This window comes from Kutzneria sp. NPDC051319 (assembly GCF_040682195.1).
Taxonomy (GTDB): domain Bacteria; phylum Actinomycetota; class Actinomycetes; order Mycobacteriales; family Pseudonocardiaceae; genus Kutzneria.
Genome location: NZ_JBFBAM010000010.1, coordinates 209,690 through 235,642, shown reverse-complemented (window position 1 = coordinate 235,642; position 25,953 = coordinate 209,690). Strand labels below are relative to the sequence as shown.

21 protein-coding genes are annotated in these 25,953 nt (G+C 69.0%); 3 read left to right on the top strand and 18 right to left on the bottom strand.

Translation table 11 applies throughout. The features are described 5' to 3' along the window. Window positions 1–86: 86 nt before the first annotated feature. On the bottom strand, window positions 87–557 hold the full coding sequence (gene rpsG / locus AB0M73_RS13455; RefSeq protein ID WP_043721499.1) for a 30S ribosomal protein S7: 471 nt from the start codon (window positions 555–557) through the stop codon (window positions 87–89). Beyond that, window positions 557–931 carry a 30S ribosomal protein S12 gene (gene rpsL / locus AB0M73_RS13450; RefSeq protein WP_025361387.1) on the bottom strand — a complete coding sequence of 125 codons (375 nt, stop codon included), beginning with the start codon at window positions 929–931 and terminating at the stop codon, window positions 557–559. The genes rpsG and rpsL overlap by 1 nt, the downstream gene beginning before the upstream one ends. Before the next feature lie 481 nt (window positions 932–1,412). On the opposite strand from rpsL, the gene AB0M73_RS13445 reads away from it, so the two are divergent. The 3 genes from AB0M73_RS13445 to AB0M73_RS13435 are packed head-to-tail and all read left to right on the top strand — an operon-like array spanning window position 1,413 to window position 4,101. Then, window positions 1,413–2,051, top strand: a complete 639-nt coding sequence (locus tag AB0M73_RS13445; RefSeq protein WP_363890646.1) for a YbaB/EbfC family nucleoid-associated protein — start codon at window positions 1,413–1,415, stop codon at window positions 2,049–2,051. Beyond that, a complete protein-coding gene (locus AB0M73_RS13440; RefSeq protein WP_363890644.1) occupies window positions 2,051–2,857 on the top strand; it encodes a hypothetical protein in 807 nt (268 codons plus the stop codon). The genes AB0M73_RS13445 and AB0M73_RS13440 overlap by 1 nt, the downstream gene beginning before the upstream one ends. Further along, a complete protein-coding gene (locus AB0M73_RS13435; protein WP_363890641.1) occupies window positions 2,854–4,101 on the top strand; it encodes a hypothetical protein in 1,248 nt (415 codons plus the stop codon). Before AB0M73_RS13440 ends, AB0M73_RS13435 begins: the two co-directional genes overlap by 4 nt. Before the next feature lie 168 nt (window positions 4,102–4,269). Here the strand turns inward: AB0M73_RS13435 and AB0M73_RS13430 are convergent, their stop codons facing one another. The 16 genes from AB0M73_RS13430 to rplL form a co-directional block, all read right to left on the bottom strand. Beyond that, on the bottom strand, window positions 4,270–8,169 hold the full coding sequence (locus AB0M73_RS13430; RefSeq protein WP_363890639.1) for a DNA-directed RNA polymerase subunit beta': 3,900 nt from the start codon (window positions 8,167–8,169) through the stop codon (window positions 4,270–4,272). 93 nt (window positions 8,170–8,262) lie between these two features. Continuing rightward, window positions 8,263–11,742: a DNA-directed RNA polymerase subunit beta gene (locus AB0M73_RS13425; protein WP_043721488.1), complete on the bottom strand. Its 3,480-nt coding sequence runs from the start codon at window positions 11,740–11,742 to the stop codon at window positions 8,263–8,265. Window positions 11,743–11,968: 226 nt separating this feature from the next. Further along, window positions 11,969–12,688, bottom strand: coding sequence for a hypothetical protein (locus AB0M73_RS13420; protein WP_363890635.1), 720 nt, complete (start codon window positions 12,686–12,688; stop codon window positions 11,969–11,971). Window positions 12,689–13,329: 641 nt separating this feature from the next. After that, the gene (locus AB0M73_RS13415; protein WP_363890633.1) at window positions 13,330–13,881 is read right to left on the bottom strand and encodes a DUF2017 family protein; all 552 of its coding nucleotides are present in this window, start codon (window positions 13,879–13,881) and stop codon (window positions 13,330–13,332) included. A gap of 134 nt (window positions 13,882–14,015) precedes the next feature. Next, a complete protein-coding gene (locus AB0M73_RS13410) occupies window positions 14,016–14,915 on the bottom strand; it encodes a hypothetical protein (RefSeq protein WP_363890630.1) in 900 nt (299 codons plus the stop codon). Window positions 14,916–14,938: 23 nt separating this feature from the next. Further along, window positions 14,939–15,475, bottom strand: coding sequence for a hypothetical protein (locus AB0M73_RS13405; protein WP_363890628.1), 537 nt, complete (start codon window positions 15,473–15,475; stop codon window positions 14,939–14,941). Between the two features lie 46 nt (window positions 15,476–15,521). Next, the gene (locus tag AB0M73_RS13400) at window positions 15,522–16,787 is read right to left on the bottom strand and encodes an MCE family protein (protein ID WP_043721482.1); all 1,266 of its coding nucleotides are present in this window, start codon (window positions 16,785–16,787) and stop codon (window positions 15,522–15,524) included. Next, window positions 16,787–17,917, bottom strand: coding sequence for an MCE family protein (locus AB0M73_RS13395; RefSeq protein ID WP_363890693.1), 1,131 nt, complete (start codon window positions 17,915–17,917; stop codon window positions 16,787–16,789). The genes AB0M73_RS13400 and AB0M73_RS13395 overlap by 1 nt, the downstream gene beginning before the upstream one ends. A gap of 23 nt (window positions 17,918–17,940) precedes the next feature. Beyond that, a complete protein-coding gene (locus AB0M73_RS13390; protein WP_363890690.1) occupies window positions 17,941–19,125 on the bottom strand; it encodes an MCE family protein in 1,185 nt (394 codons plus the stop codon). Next, a complete protein-coding gene (locus tag AB0M73_RS13385; protein ID WP_363890626.1) occupies window positions 19,125–20,108 on the bottom strand; it encodes an MCE family protein in 984 nt (327 codons plus the stop codon). The genes AB0M73_RS13390 and AB0M73_RS13385 overlap by 1 nt, the downstream gene beginning before the upstream one ends. Next, the gene (locus tag AB0M73_RS13380; RefSeq protein ID WP_043721476.1) at window positions 20,105–21,130 is read right to left on the bottom strand and encodes an MCE family protein; all 1,026 of its coding nucleotides are present in this window, start codon (window positions 21,128–21,130) and stop codon (window positions 20,105–20,107) included. The genes AB0M73_RS13385 and AB0M73_RS13380 overlap by 4 nt, the downstream gene beginning before the upstream one ends. Next, window positions 21,127–22,443, bottom strand: a complete 1,317-nt coding sequence (locus tag AB0M73_RS13375) for an MCE family protein (protein ID WP_363890623.1) — start codon at window positions 22,441–22,443, stop codon at window positions 21,127–21,129. The genes AB0M73_RS13380 and AB0M73_RS13375 overlap by 4 nt, the downstream gene beginning before the upstream one ends. After that, complete coding sequence (locus tag AB0M73_RS13370; RefSeq protein WP_043731096.1) at window positions 22,440–23,258, bottom strand: ABC transporter permease; 819 nt, start codon at window positions 23,256–23,258, stop codon at window positions 22,440–22,442. The genes AB0M73_RS13375 and AB0M73_RS13370 overlap by 4 nt, the downstream gene beginning before the upstream one ends. Window positions 23,259–23,268: 10 nt before the next feature. Further along, complete coding sequence (locus AB0M73_RS13365; protein WP_043721472.1) at window positions 23,269–24,057, bottom strand: ABC transporter permease; 789 nt, start codon at window positions 24,055–24,057, stop codon at window positions 23,269–23,271. Next, a complete protein-coding gene (locus tag AB0M73_RS13360; RefSeq protein ID WP_363890621.1) occupies window positions 24,054–25,304 on the bottom strand; it encodes an ABC transporter ATP-binding protein in 1,251 nt (416 codons plus the stop codon). Before AB0M73_RS13360 ends, AB0M73_RS13365 begins: the two co-directional genes overlap by 4 nt. 229 nt (window positions 25,305–25,533) lie before the next feature. After that, complete coding sequence (gene rplL / locus AB0M73_RS13355; protein WP_043721471.1) at window positions 25,534–25,920, bottom strand: 50S ribosomal protein L7/L12; 387 nt, start codon at window positions 25,918–25,920, stop codon at window positions 25,534–25,536. Window positions 25,921–25,953: the final 33 nt, after the last annotated feature.

Below are 25,953 nucleotides of genomic sequence, written 5' to 3'. Positions count from 1 at the left end.
CTATCTTTCTACCTTGCTCCCGTGCTACTGTGGTCGGTGCGGGCGCCTATCCGACGCGGCCGGCTCGAAGGCCGGCCGCGCCCGAATCACCAGCGGTAGTGCGCGAAGGCCTTGTTGGACTCGGCCATCTTGTGGGTGTCCTCACGGCGCTTGACGCTGGCGCCGAGACCGTTGCTGGCGTCCAGCAGCTCGTTCATCAGGCGCTCGATCATGGTCTTCTCGCGGCGCTGCCGGGAGAAGGTGATCAGCCAGCGCAGCGCCAGCGTGGTCGAGCGGCCGGGCTTGACCTCGATCGGCACCTGGTAGGTGGCGCCACCGACACGGCGGCTCTTTACCTCGATGGAGGGCTTCACGTTGTCCAGCGCGCGCTTGAGCGTGACGACCGGGTCGGTGCCGGTCTTCTCGCGGGCGCCCTCGAGCGCCTTGTAGACGATCGCCTCGGCGACCGAGCGCTTGCCGTCCACGAGCACCTTGTTGATGAGCTGCGTCACCAACGGGGAGCTGTAGACCGGGTCAGAGATCAGCGGCCGCTTCGGGGCCGGGCCCTTGCGGGGCATCAGCTCTTCTCCTTCTTCGCGCCGTAGCGGCTGCGCGCCTGCTTGCGGTTCTTCACGCCCTGCGTGTCCAGCGAGCCACGGATGATCTTGTAACGGACACCCGGAAGGTCCTTAACACGGCCACCGCGAACGAGCACCATCGAGTGCTCCTGGAGGTTGTGACCCTCACCGGGGATGTAGGCCGTGACCTCGATCCCGCTGGTCAGCTTCACGCGGGCGACCTTGCGCAGCGCCGAGTTCGGCTTCTTGGGCGTAGTGGTGTAGACGCGGGTGCACACGCCGCGCCGCTGCGGGCTCCCCTTGAGAGCCGCGGTCTTGGTCTTCGCGACCTTGTCCTGGCGGCCCTTGCGGACCAGCTGCTGGATCGTGGGCATAGACCGGCTGCTTCTTCCGTTCGCGTCTTGGCGTCCTCGCGGGCGCCGTGGACTCTGTGTACTTGGCCCCTCCGTCCCCCGAGGTCGGGCGTGTCGCCCGCTCACGGGACCCGCGAGAGACCAACTAACTGTCCCAACGGTTTCCGGAGGACTTCCGTGGCCCTGAGGTCGACGCAGCCAGAGACTGCCATCCACAGGCACGCGGAGCGGCCCGACATGGGTCGGGCACGGATACCAAAGATACCTTCCCCGCGCCCCGAGGGTCAAAACGGGGGTCGGGAGCGGACCGGACACGCGTGTCGCATGTGGTGTGTCGCACTCCGACAAGATCGAGCACGAAGATCGGCAAGCCCCCCGGCATTCCTTGTCGACAGCATAGTCGACCGCGTGTTCGAGCCCGTTCCGGGTCAATGTGCGGACGGTGACCACGGCGATGCGGTATGTGTTTGTCTCGGCACACCGACACGGGGAGAACTGGGGCATGAATCAGGACACCGCCGCGCGCATCGACGCGTTTCGGCGCACTGTGGCGCAGGCGGAAAAGGACGTCGACCGCTTCGAGCTGATGCGGCAGGAGATCGCCGCGATCGAATCCACGGAGACCTCGCGCGACGGCGCCGTCACCGTGGTCGCCGGGCCGTCGGGGGCGGTGCGGTCGATCACCATCAGCCCGTCGGCGATGAGCATGTCGGCACAGGCGCTGTCCCGGCTGGTCACGACCACCTTCCAGCAGGCCGTGGCCAAGGCGGCCCGGCAGCAGGCCGAGATCGTGCAGCGCTACGCCGGCGACCGCACCGACATCGCCGCCCGGGTGAACCGGGTTCAGGAGGAGCTGGCCAACCCGCCGGAGCCGCCGTCCGACGGCTGGCACGACACCCCGCAACGACCGGAACCCCAGGTCCAACCCCCTGTTCAGGCCCCCGTCCCGCCGGACCGGCACGGTCAGCACGCGGTGCCCCAGCACGCCCGTACCGACCACGAGGAGTACGTCGACGACTCCCTGTCCGAGGGCATCATGACCGACGACGAGGACCGGCCGACGCCGCCGCCGGCCGCGCCGTCCCGGCCGCGTCGGGCCGATGACGACGAGTTCCGCTTCGGCTCGGAGGACTCGTTCTGATGGCCGAGGGATTCAACGTTGTCACCGAGGAACTGGCCCGGTGCGGCTCTCGCGTGTCGTCGATGGCGGGCCAGGCCGACTCCCTGCACGGGCGGGCCACCGCGGCCGAGGTTCCTTCCCGGTCCTGGGGGCTGCTCGGTGAATTGACGACCCACAGCAAGTACGCCGATTTGCAGAACCAGCTCACCGATCACCTGTCGAACATGACCGCCGGCCTGGACAACGCCGGGCAGCGCATTTCCAACACCGCGGATCTGTACCGGGAAGTCGACGAGTACCACAAGCGGCAGATCGATCAGGCCGGCGGCGACGACAAGGACCCGGGCAAGACCGATCCCGGCCAGTCCGGCGGCCCGCCCGACGTCACCCCGGTCGACGGCGGCTCCCGCAACACCAACACCGACCAGCACGGCGGCGCGGCCCGCGTCCCCGGCGGCGGCCCTGTCGGTGGCGGCGCGCCGTCCTATCCGCCGGTCGAGCACGGCGGCCTGCCGCCCAAGGTGCCCGATGCCCCGGTCGACCCGGGCGCGGCGCCGAACCTGGGCCAGGACGGCCACCAGAACGTGCACAGCACGATCACCGTGGAGGTGGAGGGCGGCGGCCCCGTCACCGTCGAAGTGACCGGCGAGGCCCACGAGGACGTCGAGGTCAAGGGCGACATCCAGCAGGCCGGCGGCCAGACCGAGCACATCGACGTGCACGCGCAGACCGACGCCGCCGGCCACGCCAAGGTGGCGCTGAAGGACCCGTCGTACGAGCACATGAGCGGCACGCTGCTCCCGGACACCACTGAGGAGCGGGCATGACCTCCCTGCCCATCGGCAACACCGCCGTGCTCGACGAGATCTACGGCGCCGGCAACGACGTGCACGCCACCGTCACCGAGATCGAGCAGTACTCGGCCGAGGCCGACGACTCCGGCGGCATCGACCCGCTGAACACGCTGATCAGCAAGGGCCTCAGCTTTGTCATCGACTACATCGAGCCGGTCAAGGAGGCCCTTGAGCTGGTCACCGGCAGCCCGGACGCGCTGAACGCGGCGGCCGAGAACTACTCGCAGCTCTCGGCCGACATCGACCGGCTCGGCCAACAGCTGCACGACGAGCTGACCCAGGGCTTCGCCCACTGGGAGGGCGACGCCTCCGACGTGGCCCACCAGGAGATGGCCACCTTCCTGGACGGCATGCACGGCACCGCGACGCTGGCCGGCTACATCGTCCAGCTGCTCAAGGCCAGCGCCTCGATGATGCAGGCGGCCAAGGACATCATCATCGGCATCCTGGCCGACTTCGTCGAGCAGATGCTGATCACCTGGGCCATCGGCGCGGCCGCCACGTTCTTCACCGCCGGCCTGTCCGACGCCGCGGCGGCCGCGGCCACCGCCACCGAGGCCAGCGTGGCCATCGGCAAGTCCGGCGCCGCGGTCTCCAAGGTCGAGAAGCTGATCGAGAAGGTCGGCAACCTGATCAAGAAGATCATGGACATGATCCGCAAGATCGCCGAGCTGCTGAAGAAGTTCGCCTCGAAGATCCAGAAGATCGGCGGCAAGCTCGGCGATGTCGGCAAGAGCATCGAGGAGACCTCGGGCACGCTGGGCAAGCTGATGGGCAAGGGCATCGGCAAGGCCGGCGAGAAGGTCACCGAGATCGGGGCCAACGTCGGCAAGGTCGGCTCCCGGGTCAACGAGGCCGGCACCACCGTCGGCCGCATCGGCGAGCACGTCGTCGGCCGCGACGGCAAGGGCCTGATCGGCGACGTCAAGCAGCTGGGCGAGGACTGGGACCACATCACCGGCACCGCCAAGAGCGTGCTCGGCAGCAGCGAGAAGGCGGCCGAGGCCGGGTCCTCCGGGGAGAAGGAGGATGAGGGCTTCGACTGGAAGGGCGAGATCAAGGACGGGGCCAAGGAGATCTACGGCAAGGCCAAGGAGACCATGGACAACCTGCCCGAGCCCGAGCAGTCGGCCGACGACATCGACGACGAGCTGAGCGTGGGCAGCGGCCGCTCCAACTACGAGCGCGAGGCCGCCGAGCACCGCCCCGTCTACTGAGGACAGACATATGGCCCGCCGCCCCGGCTTGGGGTGGCGGGCCATATGTGTCGTTCGGGGGTCCGGGGGCTTGCCCCCAGTGTGGGGGTCTGGGGGCTCAGCCCCCAGAACGCGCTAAGTGCGATCCATGCCTGAGTTCTTCCCAGGCATGGATCGCCCAGATCGCACTTACCGATAGTCGCGACCGAAGTCGTAGTCGTCCAGCGGAACCGCCGCACCCGTGCCGGTGCCGAAGACGTCCGGCGTGTAGTAGCCGTCGTCGTAGGACGGGATCGCGTAGGCCGCGGCCCGCGCTTCCTCCGTCGGCTGCACCTGGATGTTGCGGTAGCGGTTGATGCCGGTGCCGGCCGGGATCAACTTACCGATGATGACGTTTTCCTTCAGGCCGATGAGCTTGTCGCTCTTGCCGTTGATGGCGGCGTCGGTGAGCACCCGGGTGGTCTCCTGGAAGGAGGCCGCCGAGAGCCACGACTCCGTCGCCAGCGAGGCCTTGGTGATACCCATCAGCACCGGACGGCCGGAGGCCGGCTCGTTGCCCTCGGCGACGACGCGACGGTTGGACGTCTCGAAGTCGCTGCGCTCGATCGGGGCTCCCGGCAGGAACTCCGTCGCGCCCGAGTCGATGATGATCACGCGGCGGAGCATCTGCCGCACGATCACCTCGATGTGCTTGTCGTGGATGGACACACCCTGCGACCGGTACACCTTCTGCACCTCGTTGACCAGGTGCAGCTGGGCCTCGCGGGGACCCATCACGCGCAGCACCTCGTGCGGGTCCGGGGTGCCCTCCAGCAGCTGCTGGCCGACGGCGACGTGGTCGCCGTCCTGCAGCGGGCCGTCCGGGGTGATGGCCAGGCGCTGACGCTTGGACAGCTTGTCGAAGATGATCTCCTCGCTGCCGTCGTCCGGCACCAGGGTGATCTTCCAGAACCGGTCGCCGTCCTCGATCCGCACGCGGCCGTCGACGTCGGCGATCGGCGCCTTGCCCTTGGGCACGCGGGCCTCGAAGAGCTCCTGGACACGCGGCAGACCCTGGGTGATGTCGTCCGCGCCGGTGGCGCCACCCTGGTGGAAGGTACGCATGGTCAGCTGCGTGCCGGGCTCACCGATCGACTGGGCGGCCACGATGCCCACCGCCTCGCCGACGTCCACCAGCTTGCCGGTGGCCATCGAGCGGCCGTAGCAGCTGGCGCACACGCCGACGGCCGACTCACAGGTCAGCACGGAGCGGACCTTGACCCGGATGGTGCCCACCCGGATCAGCGTGTCCAGAGCCGGGTCGCCGAGGTCGGCGCCGCGGTTGAGCGCCACGTTGCCGTCCGAGTCGGTGATGTCCTCGGCCAGCGAGCGCGCGTACACGCTGGTGCGCGCGTACTCGTGCATCACGACCTTGTCGCCGACCTTCTCGCCGACGGTCATCGTGACGCCGCGGTTGGTGCCGCAGTCGACCTCACGGATGATCACGTCCTGCGAGACGTCCACCAGACGACGGGTCAGGTAACCCGAGTCGGCGGTCTTCAGCGCGGTGTCGGCCAGACCCTTGCGGGCGCCGTGCGTGGCGATGAAGTACTCCAGAACCGACAGGCCCTCGCGGAACGAGTTCTTGATCGGCCGCGGGATGTACTCACCCTTCGGGTTGGTCACCAGACCACGCATACCGGCCAGCGACCGGACCTGCGTCATGTTGCCGGCCGCGCCGGACTTGACGATGATCCGGATGGAGTTGTCCTCGGGGAACGCGGTCTCCATCAGCTTGGCGACCTCGTCGGTCGCCGACTGCCACACCTTGACCAGCTCGTTGTTGCGCTCGGCGTGCGAGAGCTGACCGCGCTGGTAGCGCTTCTCGACGGCCTCGGCCTTGCCCTCGTACTCGTTGAGGATGGCCTGCTTCTCCGGCGGCACGAGCACGTCGGAGATGGCGACCGTGACACCCGAGCGGGTGGCCCAGTAGAAGCCGGCGTCCTTGAGCTTGTCCAGCGTCCGCGCCACGGTGACCATCGGGTACCGCTCGGCGAGGTCGTTGACGATCTCACCCTGCCGCTTCTTCGGCATCTCCTCGTTCATGAACGGGTAGTCCGGCGGCAGCAGCTCGTTGAACAGCACCCGGCCGAGGGTGGTCTCGGCCAGCCACGGCTGACCGGGCTCCCAGTCCTCGGGCTCCTGACCCCGCGGCGGCACCTGGTCGTTGAGCCGCACCTTGATCGGCGCCTGCAGGCCGATCACCTTGCGGTCGAACGCCATGATCGCCTCGGCGACCGAGGAGAACGCCTTGCCGGCGCCTTCGGCCTCCGGCTTGAACCGGGTCAGGTGGAACAGACCGGTGACCATGTCCAGACGCGGCATCGCCAGCGGCCGCCCGGAGGCGGGCGACAGGATGTTGTTGCTGGACAGCATCAGGATGCGGGCCTCGGCCTGGGCCTCGGCCGACAGCGGCAGGTGCACGGCCATCTGGTCGCCGTCGAAGTCGGCGTTGAACGCCTCACAGACCAGCGGGTGCAGCTGGATGGCCTTGCCCTCGACCAGCTGCGGCTCGAAGGCCTGGATGCCGAGGCGGTGCAGCGTGGGCGCCCGGTTGAGCATCACCGGGTGCTCGGTGATGACCTCTTCCAGCACGTCCCACACGGCCGGCCGGGCGCGCTCGACCATGCGCTTGGCCGACTTGATGTTCTGCGCGTGGTTGAGGTCGACCAGCCGCTTCATCACGAACGGCTTGAACAGCTCCAGGGCCATCGCCTTGGGCAGGCCGCACTGGTGCAGCTTGAGCTGCGGGCCGACCACGATGACCGAACGGCCGGAGTAGTCGACGCGCTTGCCGAGCAGGTTCTGGCGGAACCGGCCCTGCTTGCCCTTGAGCAGGTCGGACAGCGACTTGAGCGGGCGGTTGCCCGGGCCGGTGACCGGCCGGCCGCGGCGGCCGTTGTCGAACAGCGCGTCGACGGCCTCCTGCAGCATCCGCTTCTCGTTGTTGACGATGATCTCGGGCGCGCCGAGGTCGATCAGTCGCTTCAACCGGTTGTTGCGGTTGATCACGCGGCGGTACAGGTCGTTCAGGTCGGAGGTGGCGAACCGGCCACCGTCGAGCTGAACCATCGGCCGCAGGTCCGGCGGGATCACCGGGATGCAGTCGAGCACCATGCCCATGGGCGAGTTGCGGGTCTGCTGGAACGCCGCGACGACCTTGAGCCGCTTGAGCGCGCGCAGCTTCTTCTGGCCCTTGCCGCTGCGGATGGTCTCCCGCAGGAAGTCGGCCTCGGCGTCGACGTCGAAGTCCTTCGCCAGCTGCTGGATGGACTCGGCGCCCATCGAGCCGGTGAAGTAGTCGCCGTAGCGGTCGATCAGCTCGCGGTAGAGCATCTCGTCGGCGATCAGCTGCTTGGTGTCGAGCTTGGTGAAGGTGGTCCAGATCTCGTCGAGCCGGTCCAGCTCACGCTGGGCGCGGTCGCGGAGCTGGCGCATCTCCCGCTCGCCGCCCTCCTTGACCTTGCGGCGCACGTCGCTCTTGGCGCCCTCGGCCTCGAGCTCGGCCAGGTCGGCCTCGAGCTTCTGGGCGCGGGCCTCCACGTCGGCGTCGCGGCGGTTCTCGACGCGCTTGCGCTCGACCTGCATCTCGCTCTCGAGCGTGGGCAGGTCGTTGTGGCGCAGGTCGCCGTTCACCGCGGTGATGACGTACGCGGCGAAGTAGATGATCTTCTCGAGGTCCTTGGGGGCCAGGTCGAGCAGATAGCCCAACCGGCTGGGGACGCCCTTGAAGTACCAGATGTGGGTGACCGGCGCGGCCAGTTCGATGTGGCCCATCCGCTCACGGCGCACCTCGGCGCGGGTCACCTCGACGCCGCAGCGCTCACAGATGATGCCCTTGAAGCGGACGCGCTTGTACTTGCCGCAGTAGCACTCCCAGTCCCGGGTCGGACCGAAGATCTTCTCGCAGAAGAGTCCGTCCTTCTCGGGCTTGAGGGTGCGGTAGTTGATGGTCTCGGGCTTCTTGACCTCGCCGTAGGACCACTGGCGAATGTCGTCTGCGGTGGCAAGGCCGATGCGGAGCTCATCGAAGAAGTTGACGTCGAGCACGTCGGCTCTTCTCCCCTTCGGGTTGATTGCTGCCTGGGGGTCGGGACGCCGACTCCGGCGTTTCGGGGAACACCGGAGTCAGCGCGGCGAAGGTCAGTTCACGACGTCGTCGACGGACGGCGACTCGTTCCGGGAGAGGTTGATGCCGAGGTTGGCGGCCGCCCTCTCCAGGTCCTCGTCGTCGCCGTCACGCATCTCGATCGCGGCGCCGTCGCTGGAGAGCACCTCCACGTTGAGGCAGAGGGACTGCAGCTCCTTGAGCAGCACCTTGAACGACTCCGGCACCCCGGGCTCGGGGACGTTCTGGCCCTTGACGATGGCCTCGTACACCTTCACGCGGCCCAACTTGTCGTCGGACTTGATGGTGAGCAGTTCCTGGAGGGTGTATGCGGCGCCGTACGCCTGCATCGCCCAGCACTCCATCTCACCGAAGCGCTGGCCACCGAACTGCGCCTTACCACCCAGCGGCTGCTGCGTGATCATCGAGTACGGGCCGGTCGACCGGGCGTGGATCTTGTCGTCGACCAGGTGGAGCAGCTTGAGGATGTACATGTAGCCGACCGCGACCGGGAACGGGTACGGCTCGCCGCTGCGCCCGTCGAGCAGCGTGGCCTTGCCGTTCTGGCCGACCATGCGCTCGCCGTCGCGGTTCGGGGTCGTCGACCCGAGCAGGCCGATGATCTCCTCCTCGCGGGCGCCGTCGAACACCGGCGTCGCGGTGTTCGTGTTCGGCGGCACCTCGTAGAGCTCTTCGGGCATCTTGGACGCCCACTCCGGGTCGCCGTCGATGCTCCAGCCCTGCTTGGCGATCCACCCGAGGTGGGTCTCCAACACCTGGCCGATGTTCATACGGCGGGGCACACCGTGCGTGTTCAGCACGATGTCGACCGGCGTGCCGTCCGGCATGAACGGCATGTCCTCGACCGGCAGGATCTTGCCGATGACGCCCTTGTTGCCGTGCCGGCCGGCGAGCTTGTCGCCGTCCTGGATGCGACGCTTCTGGGCGACGTAGACGCGGACCAGCTCGTTCACGCCGGGGGGCAGCTCGTCGTCGTCCTCCCGGCTGAACACCCGGATGCCGATGACCTTGCCGGTCTCGCCGTGCGGCACCTTCAGCGAGGTGTCGCGCACCTCGCGGGCCTTCTCGCCGAAGATCGCGCGCAGCAGCCGCTCCTCCGGGGTCAGCTCGGTCTCGCCCTTGGGCGTGACCTTGCCGACCAGGATGTCGCCGTCGCGAACCTCGGCGCCGATCCGGATGATGCCGCGCTCGTCGAGGTCGGCGAGGACCTCCTCGGAGACGTTCGGGATGTCCCGGGTGATCTCCTCGGCGCCGAGCTTGGTGTCGCGGGCGTCGATCTCGTGCTCTTCGATGTGGATCGAGGTGAGCACGTCGTCCTGGACCAGACGCTGGCTCAGGATGATCGCGTCCTCGTAGTTGTGACCCTCCCACGGCATGATCGCGACGAGCAGGTTCTTGCCCAGCGCCATCTCGCCGTTCTGGGTGCACGGACCGTCCGCGATGACCTGGCCGTGCTCGACCCGGTCGCCCTCGTTCACGATGGGCTTCTGGTTGATGCAGGTGCCCTGGTTGGACCGGCGGAACTTGTGCATCGCGTAGGTCTGACGGCTGCCGTCGTCGGCCATCACGGTGATGAAGTCGGCGGAGAGCTCCTCGACCACACCGGACTTCTTGGCGATGACCACGTCGCCCGCGTCGACCGCGGCGCGCAGCTCCATGCCGGTGCCGACCAGCGGGGACTCGCTGCGCAGCAGCGGCACCGCCTGACGCTGCATGTTGGCGCCCATGAGCGCGCGGTTGGCGTCGTCGTGCTCGAGGAACGGCACCATCGCGGTCGCCACCGACACCATCTGGCGCGGCGAGACGTCCATGTAGTCCACGTCCGCGGTGTCGGCGAGGTCGGTCTCGCCGCCCTTGCGTCGGACCATGACGCGGTCCTCGAGGAAGTTGCCCTCGTCGTCGACCAGGGTGTTGGCCTGGGCCTTGACGTAGCGGTCCTCCTCGTCCGCGGTCAGGTAGTCGATCTGGTCGGTGACCCGGCCGTCGACGACCTTGCGGTACGGGGACTCGATGAAGCCGAACGGGTTGACCCGCGCGAACGAGGACAGCGAGCCGATCAGGCCGATGTTCGGGCCTTCCGGCGTCTCGATCGGGCACATCCGGCCGTAGTGGGACGGGTGCACGTCGCGCACGTCCATGCTGGCGCGCTCACGGGAGATACCACCCGGGCCGAGCGCGGACAGCCGGCGCTTGTGGGTCAGACCGGCCAGCGGGTTGGTCTGGTCCATGAACTGCGACAGCTGCGAGGTGCCGAAGAACTCCTTGATCGCGGCCACGACGGGCCGGATGTTGATCAGGGTCTGCGGGGTGATCGCCTCGACGTCCTGGGTGGTCATGCGCTCACGCACGACCCGCTCCATGCGGGACAGGCCGACCCGGATCTGGTTCTGGATCAGCTCGCCGACGGTGCGCAGGCGGCGGTTGCCGAAGTGATCGATGTCGTCGACCTCGACCGGCACCGTGGTGTCGCCGGCCGTCATCTCGGTGTCGCCCGCGTGCAGGCGGACCAGGTACTCGATGGTGGTGACGATGTCGTCCTCGGTCAGCACACCGGTGGACACCGGGAAGCCGAGGCCCAGCTTCTTGTTGACCTTGTACCGGCCGACCTTGGCCAGGTCGTAGCGCTTCTCCTTGAAGAACAGGTTCTCCAGCAGCGCCTGCGCGCTCTCCTTGGTCGGCGGCTCGCCCGGGCGCAGCTTGCGGTAGATGTCCAGCAGCGCCTCGTCCGGCCCGGCCGTGTGGTCCTTCTCCAGCGTGGCCAGCAGCGTCTCGCTGAAGTGGAAGCGCTCGCGGATCTGCTCCGTGGTCCAGCCGAGGGCCTTGAGCAGCACGGTGACCGGCTGGCGGCGCTTGCGGTCGATGCGCACGCCGACGGTGTCGCGCTTGTCGACGTCGAACTCCAGCCAGGCGCCCCGGCTCGGGATGATCTTGACGTTGAAGACGTCCTTGTCGGTCGTCTTGTCGATCGCGGTGTCGTAGTAGACGCCGGGCGAACGCACGAGCTGGGAGACCACCACCCGCTCAGTGCCGTTGATGATGAACGTGCCCTTGTCCGTCATCATCGGGAAGTCACCCATGAACACCGTCTGGCTCTTGATCTCGCCGGTGGTGTGGTTGGTGAACTCCGCGGTGACGAACAGCGGGGCCGCGTACGTCATGTCCTTGTCCTTGCAGTCCTCGACGGAGGCCTTGACCTCGTCGAAGCGCGGGTCGGAGAAGGACAACGACATGGAGCCCGAGAAGTCCTCGATCGGGGAGATCTCGTTGAGGACCTCTTCGAGACCACCGGTCGGGGCCTCGTCACCGGCGTCGACCCGGCGCTGGAACCACGCCTCATTGCCGGTGAGCCACTCGAACGAATGAGTCTGCAGTTCGAGGAGGTTGGGAGCGGCCAGCGGCTCGCGGATCTTCGCGAACGAGACACGCCGAGGTGCTCCGGGAATTCCGGTGGAGTTGGTCGCAGCAGTGGCCTTGGTCGCGCGGGAGACTGCCAAGATGCGTCCTTCCAGGGACTGATGTACTGGCGGCAGCCGCGTCAGCAGGGACTAACGCGTCTGTCAAGGGTGCGTGGCTCCCCGAATCCCGTGCTCTCGGCGAAGGGCAAACGGACAGAGGGCAGCGCAAAGGGGCAGTCTAGCCCGGAGAATGGCAACTGTCGAGGGGTCCCTGGAAGGCCCACGGCGGTGCTCACCGACAGAGTGACCCTGCCCAGGCTCGCAGTCAAGGTGTCACCGGCCGATCACTCCAGTGGCGGACAGCAAATCCACCCGCTTGGACCGCGCTGACCAGCGGCGACGGTCGGACGGGCAGATGATCACACTCGAAAGAGGTTGGCACACCCTGGCGGGTCGCCAGGGCCACCACGGCCGAAACGGTGTGGCGAACGTCACTTCTGGAAGCACTGGTGAAGATCGTGCAAGGGGGTGTCGCGAGCCGCTCGAGCACCTCCGTGAGCGCCCGGTCGAGCACCCTTTCCCCGGGGCCGACCGGGGCGGCCGGGCGCACGTGCAGCACCGCGGCGTAGCCGGCCACCGCGCCCGCGGCCGGGCCCTCCAGCCAGCCACGGATCGACGCGTCGTAGTCCTCGCCGCGCAGCCCGAGGCCGGCCCGGTAGCGCGCGACCGCGCGCAGGGCGGCCCCGCTCACCAGCAGCACGCCCGTCGGCACCCGCGTGCGGGCCTCGCGCTCGCGGTCGCACGCGGCCAGCACCGTGTCGAACGCGGTCACCCAGTCCGCCCGGCGGAGCTGGGCCACGGTCGGGCTCCGGCCGACCGTGGCGGTGCCGGGACCCGGGTCGGCGAGCACCGGGTCGTCCGGCACCGGGACCGGGCGCAGGCCCGCGGCCGCGAGCCGGGCCGCCAGGATGTTCAGTGCTGCGGTGCGGTCGGTGGGGCGCACGCCGAGCACCGCGATGGTCTTCGTGGGCGAGATGTCGGTCATGGGACAAGCCTCGCGCTGGAAGCCACTGATCGACCCCGTATGGATCCCCAATCTTTTCTTGGCTCGTTTCGACCCCTGTGAGCTGTGGATTCACCCCGGAAACGGGCCAGAAGTTCGGGTCCGGCGCTCGGTTTTCTTGGCAGGGAGGGCGAATTGTCGGGGTGCGGGGCTAGGTTCGGATCCGGAAAGGGGGTGTGTGCGCGGCGGTCCCGGACAAGGGGGACATGAATGGTCAGCAAGGCGGAGCGGGACGAGGTGCGGGCGTGGATGCTCGAACTCGGTTGCCCGATCGAGCGGATCGCCACCGAGATGGCACAGCGCTTCGGCGCCCGGCCCCGGCTGGCCTGGCGCTACGCGCTCGGCTGGACGCAGGTGCAGCTCGCGCACCGCTACAACCGGGCCAATCCCGGCCGGGCGGTCAGCGCCGAGCGGGTCAGCGAGTGCGAGAACTGGCCCGCCTCCCGCGGCCGGCCCAGCCTGCAGTACCTGCTCGGGCTCGCGCGGGCGTACGGCAACGGGTGCAGCGCGCTCAAGCTCGCCGACCTCGACGACCTGCGCGCCATGCCCGAGCACGAGCGCGAACTGCTGCTCGCCGGGCCCGCGGGCGCGGCGGGACCGCCGCGGACGCCGCTGCCGCTCGGTCAGCCCCTGGACGCGCCCAGCCCGGTGAACTCGCCGAGCGTGTCCACCACCGCGCGCAGCCAGCAGGCCCGGTCGTACCGGCGGCGCTGGTCGGCGGGGGCGTCGTCGGGCAGCGGCGCGGACAGCGCCTCCGGCACCCAGGTCGCGAGGTAGGCGATGCGCAGGCTGAGCAACACTCGGGTCCAGGCCCGCAGCCGCTGCGGGTCGTCGGCCAGCCGCACCACGCCGCCCTCGGTCGGCAGGTTGCGCCAGGCGTCGGCCACCGCGGCGCGCAGCCCGCCGATCAGCTCCGGCTCCCACCACAGGCGGACCTCGGCCGGCTCGCTGTCCGGCACGTGCATGCGCAGCACGGCCTGCAGCGGCGGGTGGTCGGTCGGCTCGGTGGGCAGCGCGATGCCGAGCACCTCGCCGAGCGGGTAGTCCGTCGTGTACTGGCTCAGCCGCCAGTCGAGCAGCGCGTGGAACTCCGCCAGCCTGCTGCGCAGCCAGGCCACGCGTTCGGGCTCCAGGGTGCCGACAACGGCGCCGTCATCCCGATGCCACTTGATCACGGACCCGACCTCCCCAGCCACCCGAACGGTTGATCAATATTTACCAGCTCACCGAGTGTGCGGGTGTGAAAGGGAGGAGTAATGGCGGCTCGCCGGCCGTACTCGTGGCATTTGCGAACACGCGCTCCGCCCGCTCACCTCGGCGTGAGCTCGCTGACCAGCCATTTTCCGCCCGATCGGTGCGCGGTGACCGTGTAGACGAGTCCGACCGAGCTGGACTTGTTCGTGTCGGCCCGTGTTGTCGTCTGCTGGATGAAGGCCAGCAGGATCGCGTCGTCGCCCTGCAACACCCGCACGCCGATCTTGGCGACCTGCCCGGTCACCACCGCCTTCTGGGCCGGCGCCTGCGACTTCACCTGGTCGAAGAGCTTGTTGTAGTCGTCGAGGAACTTCCCGGTGCTCGCCGCCTGGCCCGCCTTCTGCGCACCGGCCAGATCGGTGTACTTGTACGAGGAGATGGCCTGCAGGTCCTGGGTGACCTGGGTGACGACGTCGGTGGTGGCCCCCGTGTCGGTCAGCGCTTTGTTGGCCGCCGAGCCGTTGTCGAGCACCATGCCGGCCTCGCCGCGGAACCAGAAGCCGGCCGCCGTCAGCACCGCGGCCACCAGCACCATCACGATCGGGCCGAGCACGGTCCGCGGCCGCAGCCGGGCCAGCGCGCGGCCGACCGGGGCCATCCGCTCGCCGACCGGCCGTCGTTCCCGGGCCGCCGGCTCGGGCTCGTCGTCCGGGAACACCTTCGTGAACTCGCGCTCCGCCGGCTCGGAATCCGGCCGGGAATCCGTCGCGGCGGCCGGCTCCGGCTCGGCGCCGATCACCGCGGGCGCGACGACCTCGACCTGCGACTCGGCCGGGGCCTCGTCGACGGGCAGCCGGCCGGACACCCGCTCGTCCACGGGCGGCGCGGCCTCGGAGGGGGCGGCCTCGGAGGGGGCAGCCTCGGGCTGGGCGGCGGGCGTCGGCCGGCGCAGGCCGGCGACCCGGGGCCGCCGGACCGGCGGCTGGGCATTGGCGTTACGACGGGGTGGGGGCACCTGCTGATCCCTTCCGCGGCCGGCTACTGCGCGCCCAGGGTGACCGAGCCGGCCTGGCTGAGCTTCCAGCCCTGGTCCGTCCTGGTCAGCTGGACCTGCATGGGTACCCGGCTGGGCTGCTGGCCGTTGTTCGGCGTGACGTCGACCACGGCGATAGCGATCATGGTCGCGGTGCCGGCCCGGTCGTCCAGCTCGGTCACCGCGGCGTCCGTCACCTTCGCGGTCGAGGTGGTCTTCCCGGCGGCGAGCTGCTTCTTCCAGTCGGCCTCGTTCTGCTTGATGACCGTGGCCAGGTCACCGGTGGAGGACTGCACGAGCCGGTTGAACGAGCCGTCCGGATCCTTGAAGTCCATCGTGTAGAAGTTGATCAGCTCCTGCTTGCCGACCCGCAGCACGTCGTCCCGGTCGGTGGCGAACTGCACCGACTCGTCGCCCGAGGCGCCGAGCCAGCCCACCAGCGACACGCCGCAGAAGATCAGCGCCGCGATCAGCAGCACCGCCGCCACCGCGGACAGCGCCGACAGCCATCGGTTCGCCTCGGTTGTCTGCTGGTTCGCCATGCCTCTCCAGGTTCGACGTCGGTCAGGGTAGGCCTACTCGTCGCGGTCAGCCCGGTAGGCCGAGCAGCTGGGCCAGACCCGCCGGGCCCAGGTTCGCGCCGCCGAGCCCGGGTAGCAACCCGGCCAGCGGGCCCAGGCCCGACACGGCCGACTGCGACTGCTGTCCCTGGCCGCCACCCGTGCCGGCCACCGGCGTCGCCGGCTTGCCGCCGTACGGGGCGTTCTGCGCGCCGCGCACGTCGATCGGGCTGCCCGTGGGTTCGGCACAGTACGCCTGCGTGTTGGGCGCCGCCGGGGTGGTCACGTCGCCGGCGCGCCGGGCCGTGCCCTCGTAGCCCTTGGTGCACGGCGGCGGGTCGAACAGGTTCACGGCCAGGCCGAAGTGGGCCGTGCCGTCGCCGGGCACGACCGTGTACGAACCGCCGACCACTGCCGGGTAGGTGACGAGGATCTGCTCGAGGCCGTCGCGGCGGGGCAACAGGATCTGCGAGGTCGTGAGCAGGTTGGCGGTCAGGTTGCCCAGCGGCACGCCGCTGTCGCGGAGCACGCCGTCGAGCTGGTCGGCGGCCTGCGGCGCGTTGGCGATCAGCGTGCGCAGGTCGCCGTCGGAGCTCTTCAGCTGGGCCGCGAGCTGGGCCAGGCTGTGGCTGAAGGACAGGATGTCCGAGGACTTGTCCAGCTGCGTCTGCAGCACCGTGCTGCCGTCGGCGAGCAGCTTGGTGGTCTGCGGCAGGTTCTGGGCCGCGGCCTGGGTGAAGCTGCTGGTGGTGTCGAGCAGCGTCTGCAGGTTCGGGCCCGTGCCCTGAAAGGCCGTGTCCAGCTCGTCGACGACCGTGCGCAGCGACTGCGTCGGCACCGAGCCGGCCAGGTTGTCCAGGTTGGTCAGCAGTCCCTGCACCGGCGGCGGAGTCTGGGTACGGGCCTGCGGGATGGTCGCGCCCGAGGCCAGGTAGGGCCCGCTGTCGGTGCTCGGCCGCAGGTCGACGTACTGCTCGCCGACCGCGGACCGGTCGGCCACGACGGCCTCGGAGTTGGCCGGGATCCTGGTGTCGTCGGAGTCGATGTCGAGCTCGACGCTGACGCCGTCCTTGGTCAGCGCGAGCGGCCCGACCCGGCCGATGGTCACACCGCGATAGGTCACCTCGGCGCCGGTGAAGATGCCGCCGGAATCGGCCAGCGCGACGTTGATCGCGTAGCCGCGGGGGCCGAAGAGGCGGTCGACGCCGGCGTAGCGGAAGCCGGCGTAGCTCACGCCGACCAGCGCGATCACCACGAAGGCGACGATCTGGAGCCGCACCCTGCGAGTCAGCATCAGTGCCCACCCCCACCCAGGAGTCCGCCGAGCAGGCCACCGAGACCGCCGGAGCTGGAGCCGCCCGGCGGCGTGGGCAGCGGCAGCGGAACGCCGGTGCCGGACCCGCCGGTCAGGCCGGGAATGCTGGGCAGCAGGCTCTGCCGGGACCGGCCCAGGTTGGACACCACGTCGCCGAGGTTGAGGTCCAGGTCGGCGTACAGGTTGGTGTAGTCGCCCTTCACGCCGGCGACCGTCGCGTCCGGGAACGGGAAGGTCAGCAGCAGTTGGAGCGACTTGGGCAGGTTCTGCCCGGACGCGGCCAGCTGGGTCAGCGCCGGCTGGAGGTCCTTGAGGTCGGCGATGAGGTCGGCCTGGCTCTTGTTCACGGTGTCGACGGCGACGCCGGACAGCGAACTCAGCGAGTTCAGCATCGTCACCAACTGGTCGCGCTGCTGAGTCAGCACCGCGAGCCCCGGCCCGAGGTTGTCGATCGCCCCCGCCAGCTCGTCGCGCTGCGTGTTCAGCGTGCCGGACAGGCGGTTGAGGCCGTCGAGCGCCCGCGTGATGTCGTTGCGGTGAGCGTCCAAATTGGACACGACCGTGTTCAGGTTGGTCAGCAGCTGGCGGATCTGCGGCTCGTTGCCGGACAGCGCGCTGTTGAGCTCCTTGGAGATGTCCTGGATCTGGCCGATGCCGCCGCCGTTGAGCAGCAGGGACAGCGCCCCGAACACCTCTTCGACCTCGGGATTGCGGTTGGTCCGGTCCAGCGGGATGGTCGCGCCGCCGGCCAGCCGGCCGGTGGGGTTGTTGGGCGCCACCAGTTCCACGTACTTCTCGCCGAGCAGGCTGGACTGGCGCAGCTGCGCGGAGGCGTTGGCCGGCAGCTTCACATCGCCGTTGACCTCGACCGTCACGTCGGCGGTCCAGCCGTCCGGGCCGAGGCCGACCTCGGCCACCTTGCCGATGGCCACGTCGTTGACCTTCACGCCGGCCTGCGGCACCAGGTCCAGCACGTCCTTGAACTCGATGTGCACCTCGTACGGGTGGTCGCCGAGGTCGGCGCCGCCGGGCAGCGGCAGGTCGTAGACGCCGCCGAACTCGCCGCCGCTGCACCCGCCGAGCACGGTCGCGGCGGTCACGGCCAGCACCGCCAGCGCGGGGATTCGACGCCTCACTTCTCACCCCCGACGATGGACTTGCCGAGCAGCGGCACCGGCAGCGGCGGCAGTTTGCCCTGCTGCAACGCCTCGATGACCTGCGCCGCCGAGGGCAGCGGCAGCGCCTTCTCCAGCACGCCGGCCAGCTGCCCGCAGGCGTCGGACAGGATCTGCGGCACGTTCTTCGGCGTCGTCTGCTTGATCAGGTTGCACACCATGGTGATCGGCGGCTGGGTGAGCTCGTTGATGTCGGCCCGGGTGTCCAGCGTGCCCGAGGCGGCGTTGTAGGTGTTCTGCAGGTTGCCCAGGGCCAGCGGCGCGATGTCGAGCGTCTCGGCCAGCGCGGCCCGCTGGTCGACCAGCACCTTGGTCACGTCGGCGAGCTTGTCCACATTGGACTTGATCTCGCCCCGGTTGTCCTTGATGAAGCCCTGCACCTGGCCCAGCGCGGTGGACAGCTGGTTGAGCGCGTCGCCGAGGTCGGTGCGCTCACCGGCCAGGTAGCCCGAAACCTGGGCCAGCTGGTCGTTGAAGGTCCGCACCTGCTGGTCGCTCTGGGCCAGTGTGGTCACGAACTTCTGCAGGTTGTCCACGGTGCCGAACAGGTCGTCCTTGGAACCGGACAACGTCGCCGTGGCCTGACCCAGCTGCTTGATGGTGTCGTTGAGGTTCTGCCCGTTGCCGGCCAGGTTGGCGGCGGCGGTGTTGAGCAGGTCCGACAGCGCCCCGTCCTTGTTGGCGCCGTTGGGCCCCAGCGTCGTGGTCAGCTTGTCCAGGCTCTGGTACAGCTGGTCCAGCTCCACCGGCGTGGCCGTGCGCTCACGGGGAATGGTCGCGTTGTCGGCCATCCGCGCGCCGCCGGTGTAGACCGGCGTCAGCTGCACGTACCGGTCGCTGACCACGCTGGGCGACACCACGACCGCCTGCGCGTTGGCCGGCACGGTGACCGACTTGTCCACCGACAGCTCCACCTTCACGGTGGTGCCCTGCGGCGTCACGGTGTCGATGCTGCCGACCCGCACGCCGAGCACCCGCACGTCGGAGCCCGGGTAGAGGCCGACCGCCGCCGAGAAGTACGCGGTGATCCTGTTCTGGTTGGTGGCCGACAGCAGCCACCACACTGCGGTCGCGACGACGAGCGCCAGCACGCACACGATGGCGACCGCCTGCGCCAGGCCGAGTCGGGTCCTGGTGGCCATCATGGCGAGCACCCCTCGGGATTGATGGGGCCGATGGAGGGCGGCAGCAGCCCGCAGATGTAGGTGTCGAACCAACGGCCGCTGCCCAGGGTGTTGGCGAACACCCGGTAGAACGGGGCCAGGTCGGCGATGCCCTTGGACAGGTTGGCCTGGTTGCGTTCCAGCACCGTGGTGACCTTGTCCAGCTGCTGCAGCGCCGGCTGGAGCTGGGCCTGGTTGTCGTTGACCAGGCCGGACAGCTGCGCCGACAGCGCCTTGGTTCCGGTCAGCAGCTGGGTGATGGCGCTCTCCCGGTTGCGCAGCTCCTGCAGCAGCAGGTTGCCGTCCGAGAGCAGCGTCTGGAACTCCTTGTCCCGGTCCGAGATCGTCTTGGTGATCTGGTTGGTGTTGCTCAGCAGCTGGGCCAGCTGCTGGTCGCGGGAGGAGATCGTCTTGGACAGGGCGGACAGCCCGTTCAGCGCGATCTTCACGTCCTGCGGGGTGTTGGCGAAGGTCTGGGACAGCACCTCGAAGCTCTGCGCCAGCTGGTTGGTGTCGACCTGGTCGACGGTGGTGGCCAGGCCGTTGAAGGCCTCGTTCACGTCGTACGGCGACAGCGTGTGGTTGCGCGGGATGGCCGTGCCGGGGTCGAGGGCCTTGGCGCCCTGCGGGTCCAGCGCCAGGTACTTCTGGCCCAGCAACGTCTTGATCTTGATGGCGGCCGTGGTCTGGTCGCCGACCCAGGCGTCGTCCACCCGGAAGTCGATCCTGACGTGGTCGCCGTCCAGGCTGACCGAGCGGACCTTGCCGACCTTCACGCCGGCCACCCGCACCTCGTTGCCCGGCACCAGCCCGGCGGCCTCGCTGAAGTCGGCCGAGTACGTCGTGCCGCCGCCGATGATGGGCAGGTCGTCGGCGAAGAACGCGGCCAGCATCAGCAGCGCGATGACGGTCAGCCCGACGGCCCCGATGATCAGCGGATTGCGCTCACGGAAGGGCTTCACGCCTTGCACCTCGCCTGGGTCACCGGCGCGACGGGCAGCGTCACCGGGGAGATGATCGGCGGCACCGCGACCGTGCCGCTGGCGCTGCACAGGAAGAAGTTGAACCAGGAGCCGTAGGTGGCCGTCCTGGTGATCGTCTCCACCTTGCCGGGCAGCGTCTGCAGGAACTGGTTGAGCGTGTCGTTGTCGCCCAGGTTCTTGGACAGCACGCCGAGCTGCGCGATGTCGTTCTTGAGCGGCTCACGGCCCTGCTGGAGCAGGCCGGCGGTGCTGTCGGCCAGGTCGCCCAGCGCCGCGATCGAGTCGCCGATGGGCTTGCGCTCCTGGGCGAAGCCGGTGACCAACTGCTGCAACTGGGAGATCAGCGTGGACAGCTGGTCGCCGTGCGCGTTGACGGTGTCCAGCACCGAGTTCAGGTTGTCGATGAGCTGCCCGATCACCTTGTCCTTGTCGGCGATCGTGGTCGTCAGCGACGCGGTGTGGGCCAGCAGGCTGTCGATGGTGCCGCCCTCGCCCTGCAACACCTGGATGATCTCGTACGACAGCTTGTTCACGTCGTCCGGCGACAGCGCCTGGAACAGCGGCTTGAAGCCGTTGAACAACACGGTCAGATCCAGCGCGGGCTTGGTGTGGTCCAGCGGGATGGTGCCGCCGGCCGGCAGCATCGAGTTCGGGTCGCCCGCGCCCGGCTCCAACGCGATGTAGCGCTGGCCGACCAGGTTGCGGTACTTGATGGTCGCGGTCACCGAGGACGGCAGCCGGTGGCCGCCGTCGATGGAGAACGCCACCTGCGCCTGCCGGCGGTCCACCACCTGGATGCTGTCGACCGACCCGACCCGGACACCGGCGATCCGCACGTCGTCGCCCACGTTCAGGGACGTGACGTCGCTGAACCGGGCCGAGTAGTCGCTGGCCGAGCGCAAGTCGATGTTGGCGATGGTCAGCGCGAGCAGGGTGGTGGCCAGCACGGTGATCACCATGAAGATGACCAGCTTGGTCAGCGGCCCGGCGATGCCCCTCACTTGAGCGTCACCTCCGAACCCCGGTAGAGCGGGCCGACCAGCAGGCCACTGGCGCCGGGCACGTCGTTGGGCGACAGGCCCATCGACGGTCCGAGCAGCAGGGAGAGCATGTCCAGCTCCTGGGTCGAGTTGGGCAGGCCGAGCGACGCCGACTGGGTGGACGTGGCCGTGCCGGCCGGCAGGATGCCGTCGTTGACGCTGCGGGCCGGCGTCGGCGCCTTGGAGCCGTCCTTGAGCGGGCCGTCCGGCGGGTACTGCGGGAACGGGTTGGGCGCGGGGACCAGGTCGTAGCAGCGCGGGCCGCGGGTGTCGGCGTAGCGCGGCTCGTCCTGGTTGGGCACGTACTTGCCGCGGTTGGCGGTGATCTCCAGGGTGATGTGCAGGCCCGGGTTGTCGGTGCCCTTGCCGAAGGCCTGCTCGATGCGCGGCGCGAAGCCGACGATCTGCTTGAACAGGCACTGGTACTCGGGGGCGTACTTGGCCAGCACGTCCAGCGTCGGCTTGGCCGTGGCCACCAGGTTGATCAGGTTGTTCCGGTTGGCGTACAGGAAGTTCGTCAGATCGCCACTGGCCGTCGTCACCGAGGAGTACAAAGTGGACAGATTCTGCCTCTGCTCCACCAGGGTCTTGCTCGTCGTGGTCAGGTCGGACAGGGCGTTGACCAGATCCGGCGCGGCCTTGTTGTAGGTGTCCGAAAGGGACGCCAGCTTGGTGATGTCGGCGTCCAGGTCGGGCAGCGACGGGGTCAGCTGGCCGAGGTAGGAATCCAGCTGCACCAACGTCTGCCCGAGCTGCTCGCCCCGGCCGGACAGCGCCTGGTCGATCGCGGTCAGCGTGGTGGCCAGCTTTTCCGGCTGCACGGCCTGCAACACCGGCATGAGGTCGTCGAGCACCCGCTCCAGCTCGATCGCCGAGCTGCTGCGGTCCTGCCCGATCACATCGCCTGCGGCGATGGACTTGGCCGAGGGATCGTTGGGCAGCACCAGATCCACGTAGCGCTCGCCGAACAGGGTCTTGGGCAGCAGCTGGGCCGTCACGTTGGACGGGATCAGGCCCACCTTGTCCGGTTGCAGCGCCAGCGCGAGCTGCGCACCGTCCCCTGTGGACGTGATGGCCGAGACCTCGCCGACGATCAGCCCGCGCACCTTGACGTCCGACTGCGTCTGCAACTGGTTGCCGACGTGGTCGGTGCGCAGCAGCACCGTCACGGACTTGGTGAACGTGCCGGCGTACACGGCGATGCAGAACCACACGATCAACGCGATGACCGCGATGAACGCGACGCCCATGAGCCTGCGCCTGGCGACCCTCATCCGGCGATCCTCACCGTCGTGGTGGTGCCCCAGATGGCCAGGCTCAGGAAGAAGTCCAGCAGGCTGGTGGTCACGATGGCGGTCCGCACCGCGCGGCCGACCGCGACGCCGACGCCGGCCGGGCCGCCGGTGGCCCGGTAGCCGTAGAAGCAGTGCACCAGAATGATCACCACGCTGAAGACGAGCACCTTGCCGAACGACCAGAGCACGTCGACCGGTGGCAGGAACAGGTTGAAGTAGTGGTCGTAGGTGCCGGCCGACTGCCCGTACACCTCCACGGTGATCGTGCGCGCCGCCACGTACGAGGTGAGCAGGCCGATCACGTACAGCGGGATGACCGCGATGAAACCGGCGATGATGCGCGTGGTGACCAGGAACGGCAGGCTCGGCACGCCCATCACCTCCAGCGCGTCGATCTCCTCGGAGATGCGCATCGCGCCCAGCTGCGCGGTGAAGCCGGAGCCGACGGTGGCCGACAGCGCCAGGCCCGCGACCAGCGGCGCGATCTCGCGGGTGTTGAAGTACGCGGAGACGAAGCCGGCGAAGGCCGAGGTGCCGATCTGGTTGAGCGCGGCGTAACCCTGAAGGCCGACAACGGTTCCGGTGAAAACCGACAGACCGACCATCACGCCGATGGTGCCGCCGATGACCGCCAGCGCCCCGCTGCCGAAGCTCACCTCGGCCAGCAACCGCAGCAGTTCCTTGAAGTAGCGGGTGAGCGTGCGCGGCGTCCAGGCCAACGCCTTGATGTAGAAGGCGAGCTGGTCGCCGAAGGTGTCGAGTATCTCAAGTGGACGGTTCACCGCCCGGCGCATCGAGGCCACGTCACATCCCCTTCGCCGGAACCAGCTGGAGATAGATCGTGGTGAGCACGAAGTTCACGAAGAACAGCAGCAGGAACGTGATGACCACGGACTGGTTCACCGCGTCGCCGACGCCCTTCGGTCCGCTGCCCGGGTTCAACCCGCGGTAGGCGGCCACGATGCCGGCCAGGAAGCCGAAGATGACCGCCTTGATCTCGCTGATCCAGAGGTCCGGCAGCTGGGCCAGGGCCGAGAAGCTGGCCAGATAGGCGCCGGGCGTGCCGCCCTGCAGGATCACGTTGAAGAAGTAGCCGCCGAGCACGCCGACCACACTGACCATTCCGTTGAGCAGCAACGAGATCAGCATGGACGCGAGCACTCGCGGCACCACGAGGCGCTGGATCGGCGAGACGCCGAGCACCTCCATGGCGTCGATCTCGTCGCGGATCTTGCGGGAACCGAGGTCAGCGCAGATCGCCGAGCCGCCGGCGCCGGCGATCAGCAGCGCGGTCACGATGGGGCTGGCCTGCTGGATGATCGCCAGCACGGAGGCCGCGCCGGTGAAGGACTGCGCGCCGATCTGCCGGGTCAGCGAGCCGAGCTGCAGCGCGATCACCGCGCCGAACGGGATCGAGACCAGCGCCGTCGGCAGGATGGTGACGCTGGCGATGAACCAGCACTGCTGGATGAACTCGCGGACCTGGAACGGACGGCGGAACACCATGCGGGTGGTGTCCAGTCCCAGCGCGAACAGCCTGCCGGTCTCCCGCAGCGCACCGGCGCCCGGGAAATTGGTCGTCGGTGCGGTCACTTCTCACCGCCCCGACGCAGCCAGCCTCGCTTGCGCCCCGGTTCGGGGGCGACGGCCGGCGCGTCGTCGGAGTTCAGCGCGCCGGACTGCGGCTGCCACTCGCTCTGCGGCAGGTTCGCGGTGCGCGGGTACGGGGTCGGCCGCGGTGTGGGACTCGGGGCCGGAGTCGGGACCTGGTTCGCCGTGGACGTCTGCACCGGCGGCTGGACCTGCGTCACGCCCGCGCCGGCGAACACACCGTAGTGAGCTTGCTCTTCGCGGGTCAGGCTGTTGATGATCGCGTCCTGGGCCGTGGCCGGCAGCGTGTGCAGGATCTGCATCACGCGGTCCCGGCGGCGCTCGACGGCCCGGCGGACCGGCAGGCCCGCGGTCGGCTCCAGCTGCGGCACGATGCCGGTGCCGCCGCCGCCCTTCGGGCCGCCGAGCGTGCCGGAGGACCCACCGGCCCGCAGCGCCGCCAGCTCGGCGGCGGCCTGGCCGGCGTCCTTCTCCTCGCTCATGCCGATCGGGCCTTCGCGCCGTCCCATCAGGAACTGCTCGACGACCGGCTCGGTCGAGGTGAGCAGCACCTCGCGCGGGCCGAACATGACCAGCTCGCGCCGGAACAGCATGCCGATGTTGTCCGGCACGGTGCGTGCGGTGCCGATGTCATGCGTGACGATGAGGAAGGTGGCGTCGATCTGCGCGTTCAGGTCGACGATCAGCTGGTTCAGGTAGGCCACGCGGACCGGGTCGAGACCCGAGTCGGGCTCGTCGAACAGGATGATCTCGGGGTCCAGCACCAGCGCCCGGGCCAGGCCGGCGCGCTTGCGCATACCGCCGGAGATCTCGCCGGGCAGCTTCTTCTCGGCCCCGATGAGGCCGACCATCTCCATCTTCTCCAGCACGATGCGCCGGATCTCCGCTTCACCCTTTTTGGTGTGCTCGCGCAGCGGGAAGGCGATGTTGTCGAACAGGTCCATCGAGCCGAACAGCGCGCCGTCCTGGAACAGCACGCCGAACAGCTTGCGCACGTCGTAGAGCCGGTGCTCCGAGCAGCGCACGATGTCGGTGCCGGTGATGACGATCCGGCCGTGTTCGGGCTTGAGCAGACCGACCAGGGACTTGAGGAAAACCGACTTGCCGGTGCCCGACGGACCGAGCAGGACACTGATCTCGCCGGGAGGCAGGGTCAGCGACACGTCCCGCCAGATGGTCTGCTTGCCGAAGGACTTCGACAGTCCCTCGACGACCACCTCGACGCCCATCCGCACCTCCTCGTGACCCGAATTACTCCGAGTGCGAATTGTGCACCCCGCAGCGCAGCGACGCCGTGGGACGTCGTCACCCTGGTGCAACGACCACGGACCGCGAAGGTTACTGGCGAGTTTCCCCCGATCGGGAACCCGTTGCCGACCCGTTATGGTCCAGATGCAGCAGAGGCGGCCACCCTAACGGGTGACCGCCTCTGCGGGGAACAGCTGTGGAGCTACGAGATCACTTGAGCGAGATCTTGGCGCCAGCGGCCTCGAGCTTCTCCTTGGCGGCCTCGGCGGCCTCCTTGGCGACCTTCTCCAGGACCGGCTTCGGAGCGGACTCGACCAGCTCCTTGGCCTCCTTCAGGCCCAGGCCCGAGACGACCTCGCGGACGACCTTGATGACCTGGATCTTCTTGTCGCCGGCCGACTCCAGCACGACGTCGAACTCGTCCTGCTCCTCGGCGGCCTCGGCCGGAGCAGCGGCGCCACCCACGGCGGCGACGGCGACCGGCGCGGCGGCGGTGACCTCGAAGGTCTCCTCGAACTGCTTCACGAACGCGGACAGCTCCAGGAGGGTCATCTCCTTGAAGGCGTCGAGCAGCTCGTCGGTGGTGAGCTTAGCCATGATGGCGTTCCTTCCTCATGAATAACGTGGCCG

Coding starts and splice junctions, on each gene's coding strand:
- rpsG (WP_043721499.1), bottom strand. CDS start 557: ATGCCCCGCAAGGGCCCGGCCCCGAAGCGGCCGCTGATCTCTGACCCG.
- rpsL (WP_025361387.1), bottom strand. CDS start 931: ATGCCCACGATCCAGCAGCTGGTCCGCAAGGGCCGCCAGGACAAGGTC.
- AB0M73_RS13445 (WP_363890646.1), top strand. CDS start 1,413: ATGAATCAGGACACCGCCGCGCGCATCGACGCGTTTCGGCGCACTGTG.
- AB0M73_RS13440 (WP_363890644.1), top strand. CDS start 2,051: ATGGCCGAGGGATTCAACGTTGTCACCGAGGAACTGGCCCGGTGCGGC.
- AB0M73_RS13435 (WP_363890641.1), top strand. CDS start 2,854: ATGACCTCCCTGCCCATCGGCAACACCGCCGTGCTCGACGAGATCTAC.
- AB0M73_RS13420 (WP_363890635.1), bottom strand. CDS start 12,688: ATGACCGACATCTCGCCCACGAAGACCATCGCGGTGCTCGGCGTGCGC.
- AB0M73_RS13405 (WP_363890628.1), bottom strand. CDS start 15,475: ATGGCGAACCAGCAGACAACCGAGGCGAACCGATGGCTGTCGGCGCTG.
- AB0M73_RS13400 (WP_043721482.1), bottom strand. CDS start 16,787: ATGCTGACTCGCAGGGTGCGGCTCCAGATCGTCGCCTTCGTGGTGATC.
- AB0M73_RS13390 (WP_363890690.1), bottom strand. CDS start 19,125: ATGGCCACCAGGACCCGACTCGGCCTGGCGCAGGCGGTCGCCATCGTG.
- AB0M73_RS13375 (WP_363890623.1), bottom strand. CDS start 22,443: ATGAGGGTCGCCAGGCGCAGGCTCATGGGCGTCGCGTTCATCGCGGTC.
- AB0M73_RS13370 (WP_043731096.1), bottom strand. CDS start 23,258: ATGCGCCGGGCGGTGAACCGTCCACTTGAGATACTCGACACCTTCGGC.
- AB0M73_RS13360 (WP_363890621.1), bottom strand. CDS start 25,304: ATGGGCGTCGAGGTGGTCGTCGAGGGACTGTCGAAGTCCTTCGGCAAG.
- rplL (WP_043721471.1), bottom strand. CDS start 25,920: ATGGCTAAGCTCACCACCGACGAGCTGCTCGACGCCTTCAAGGAGATG.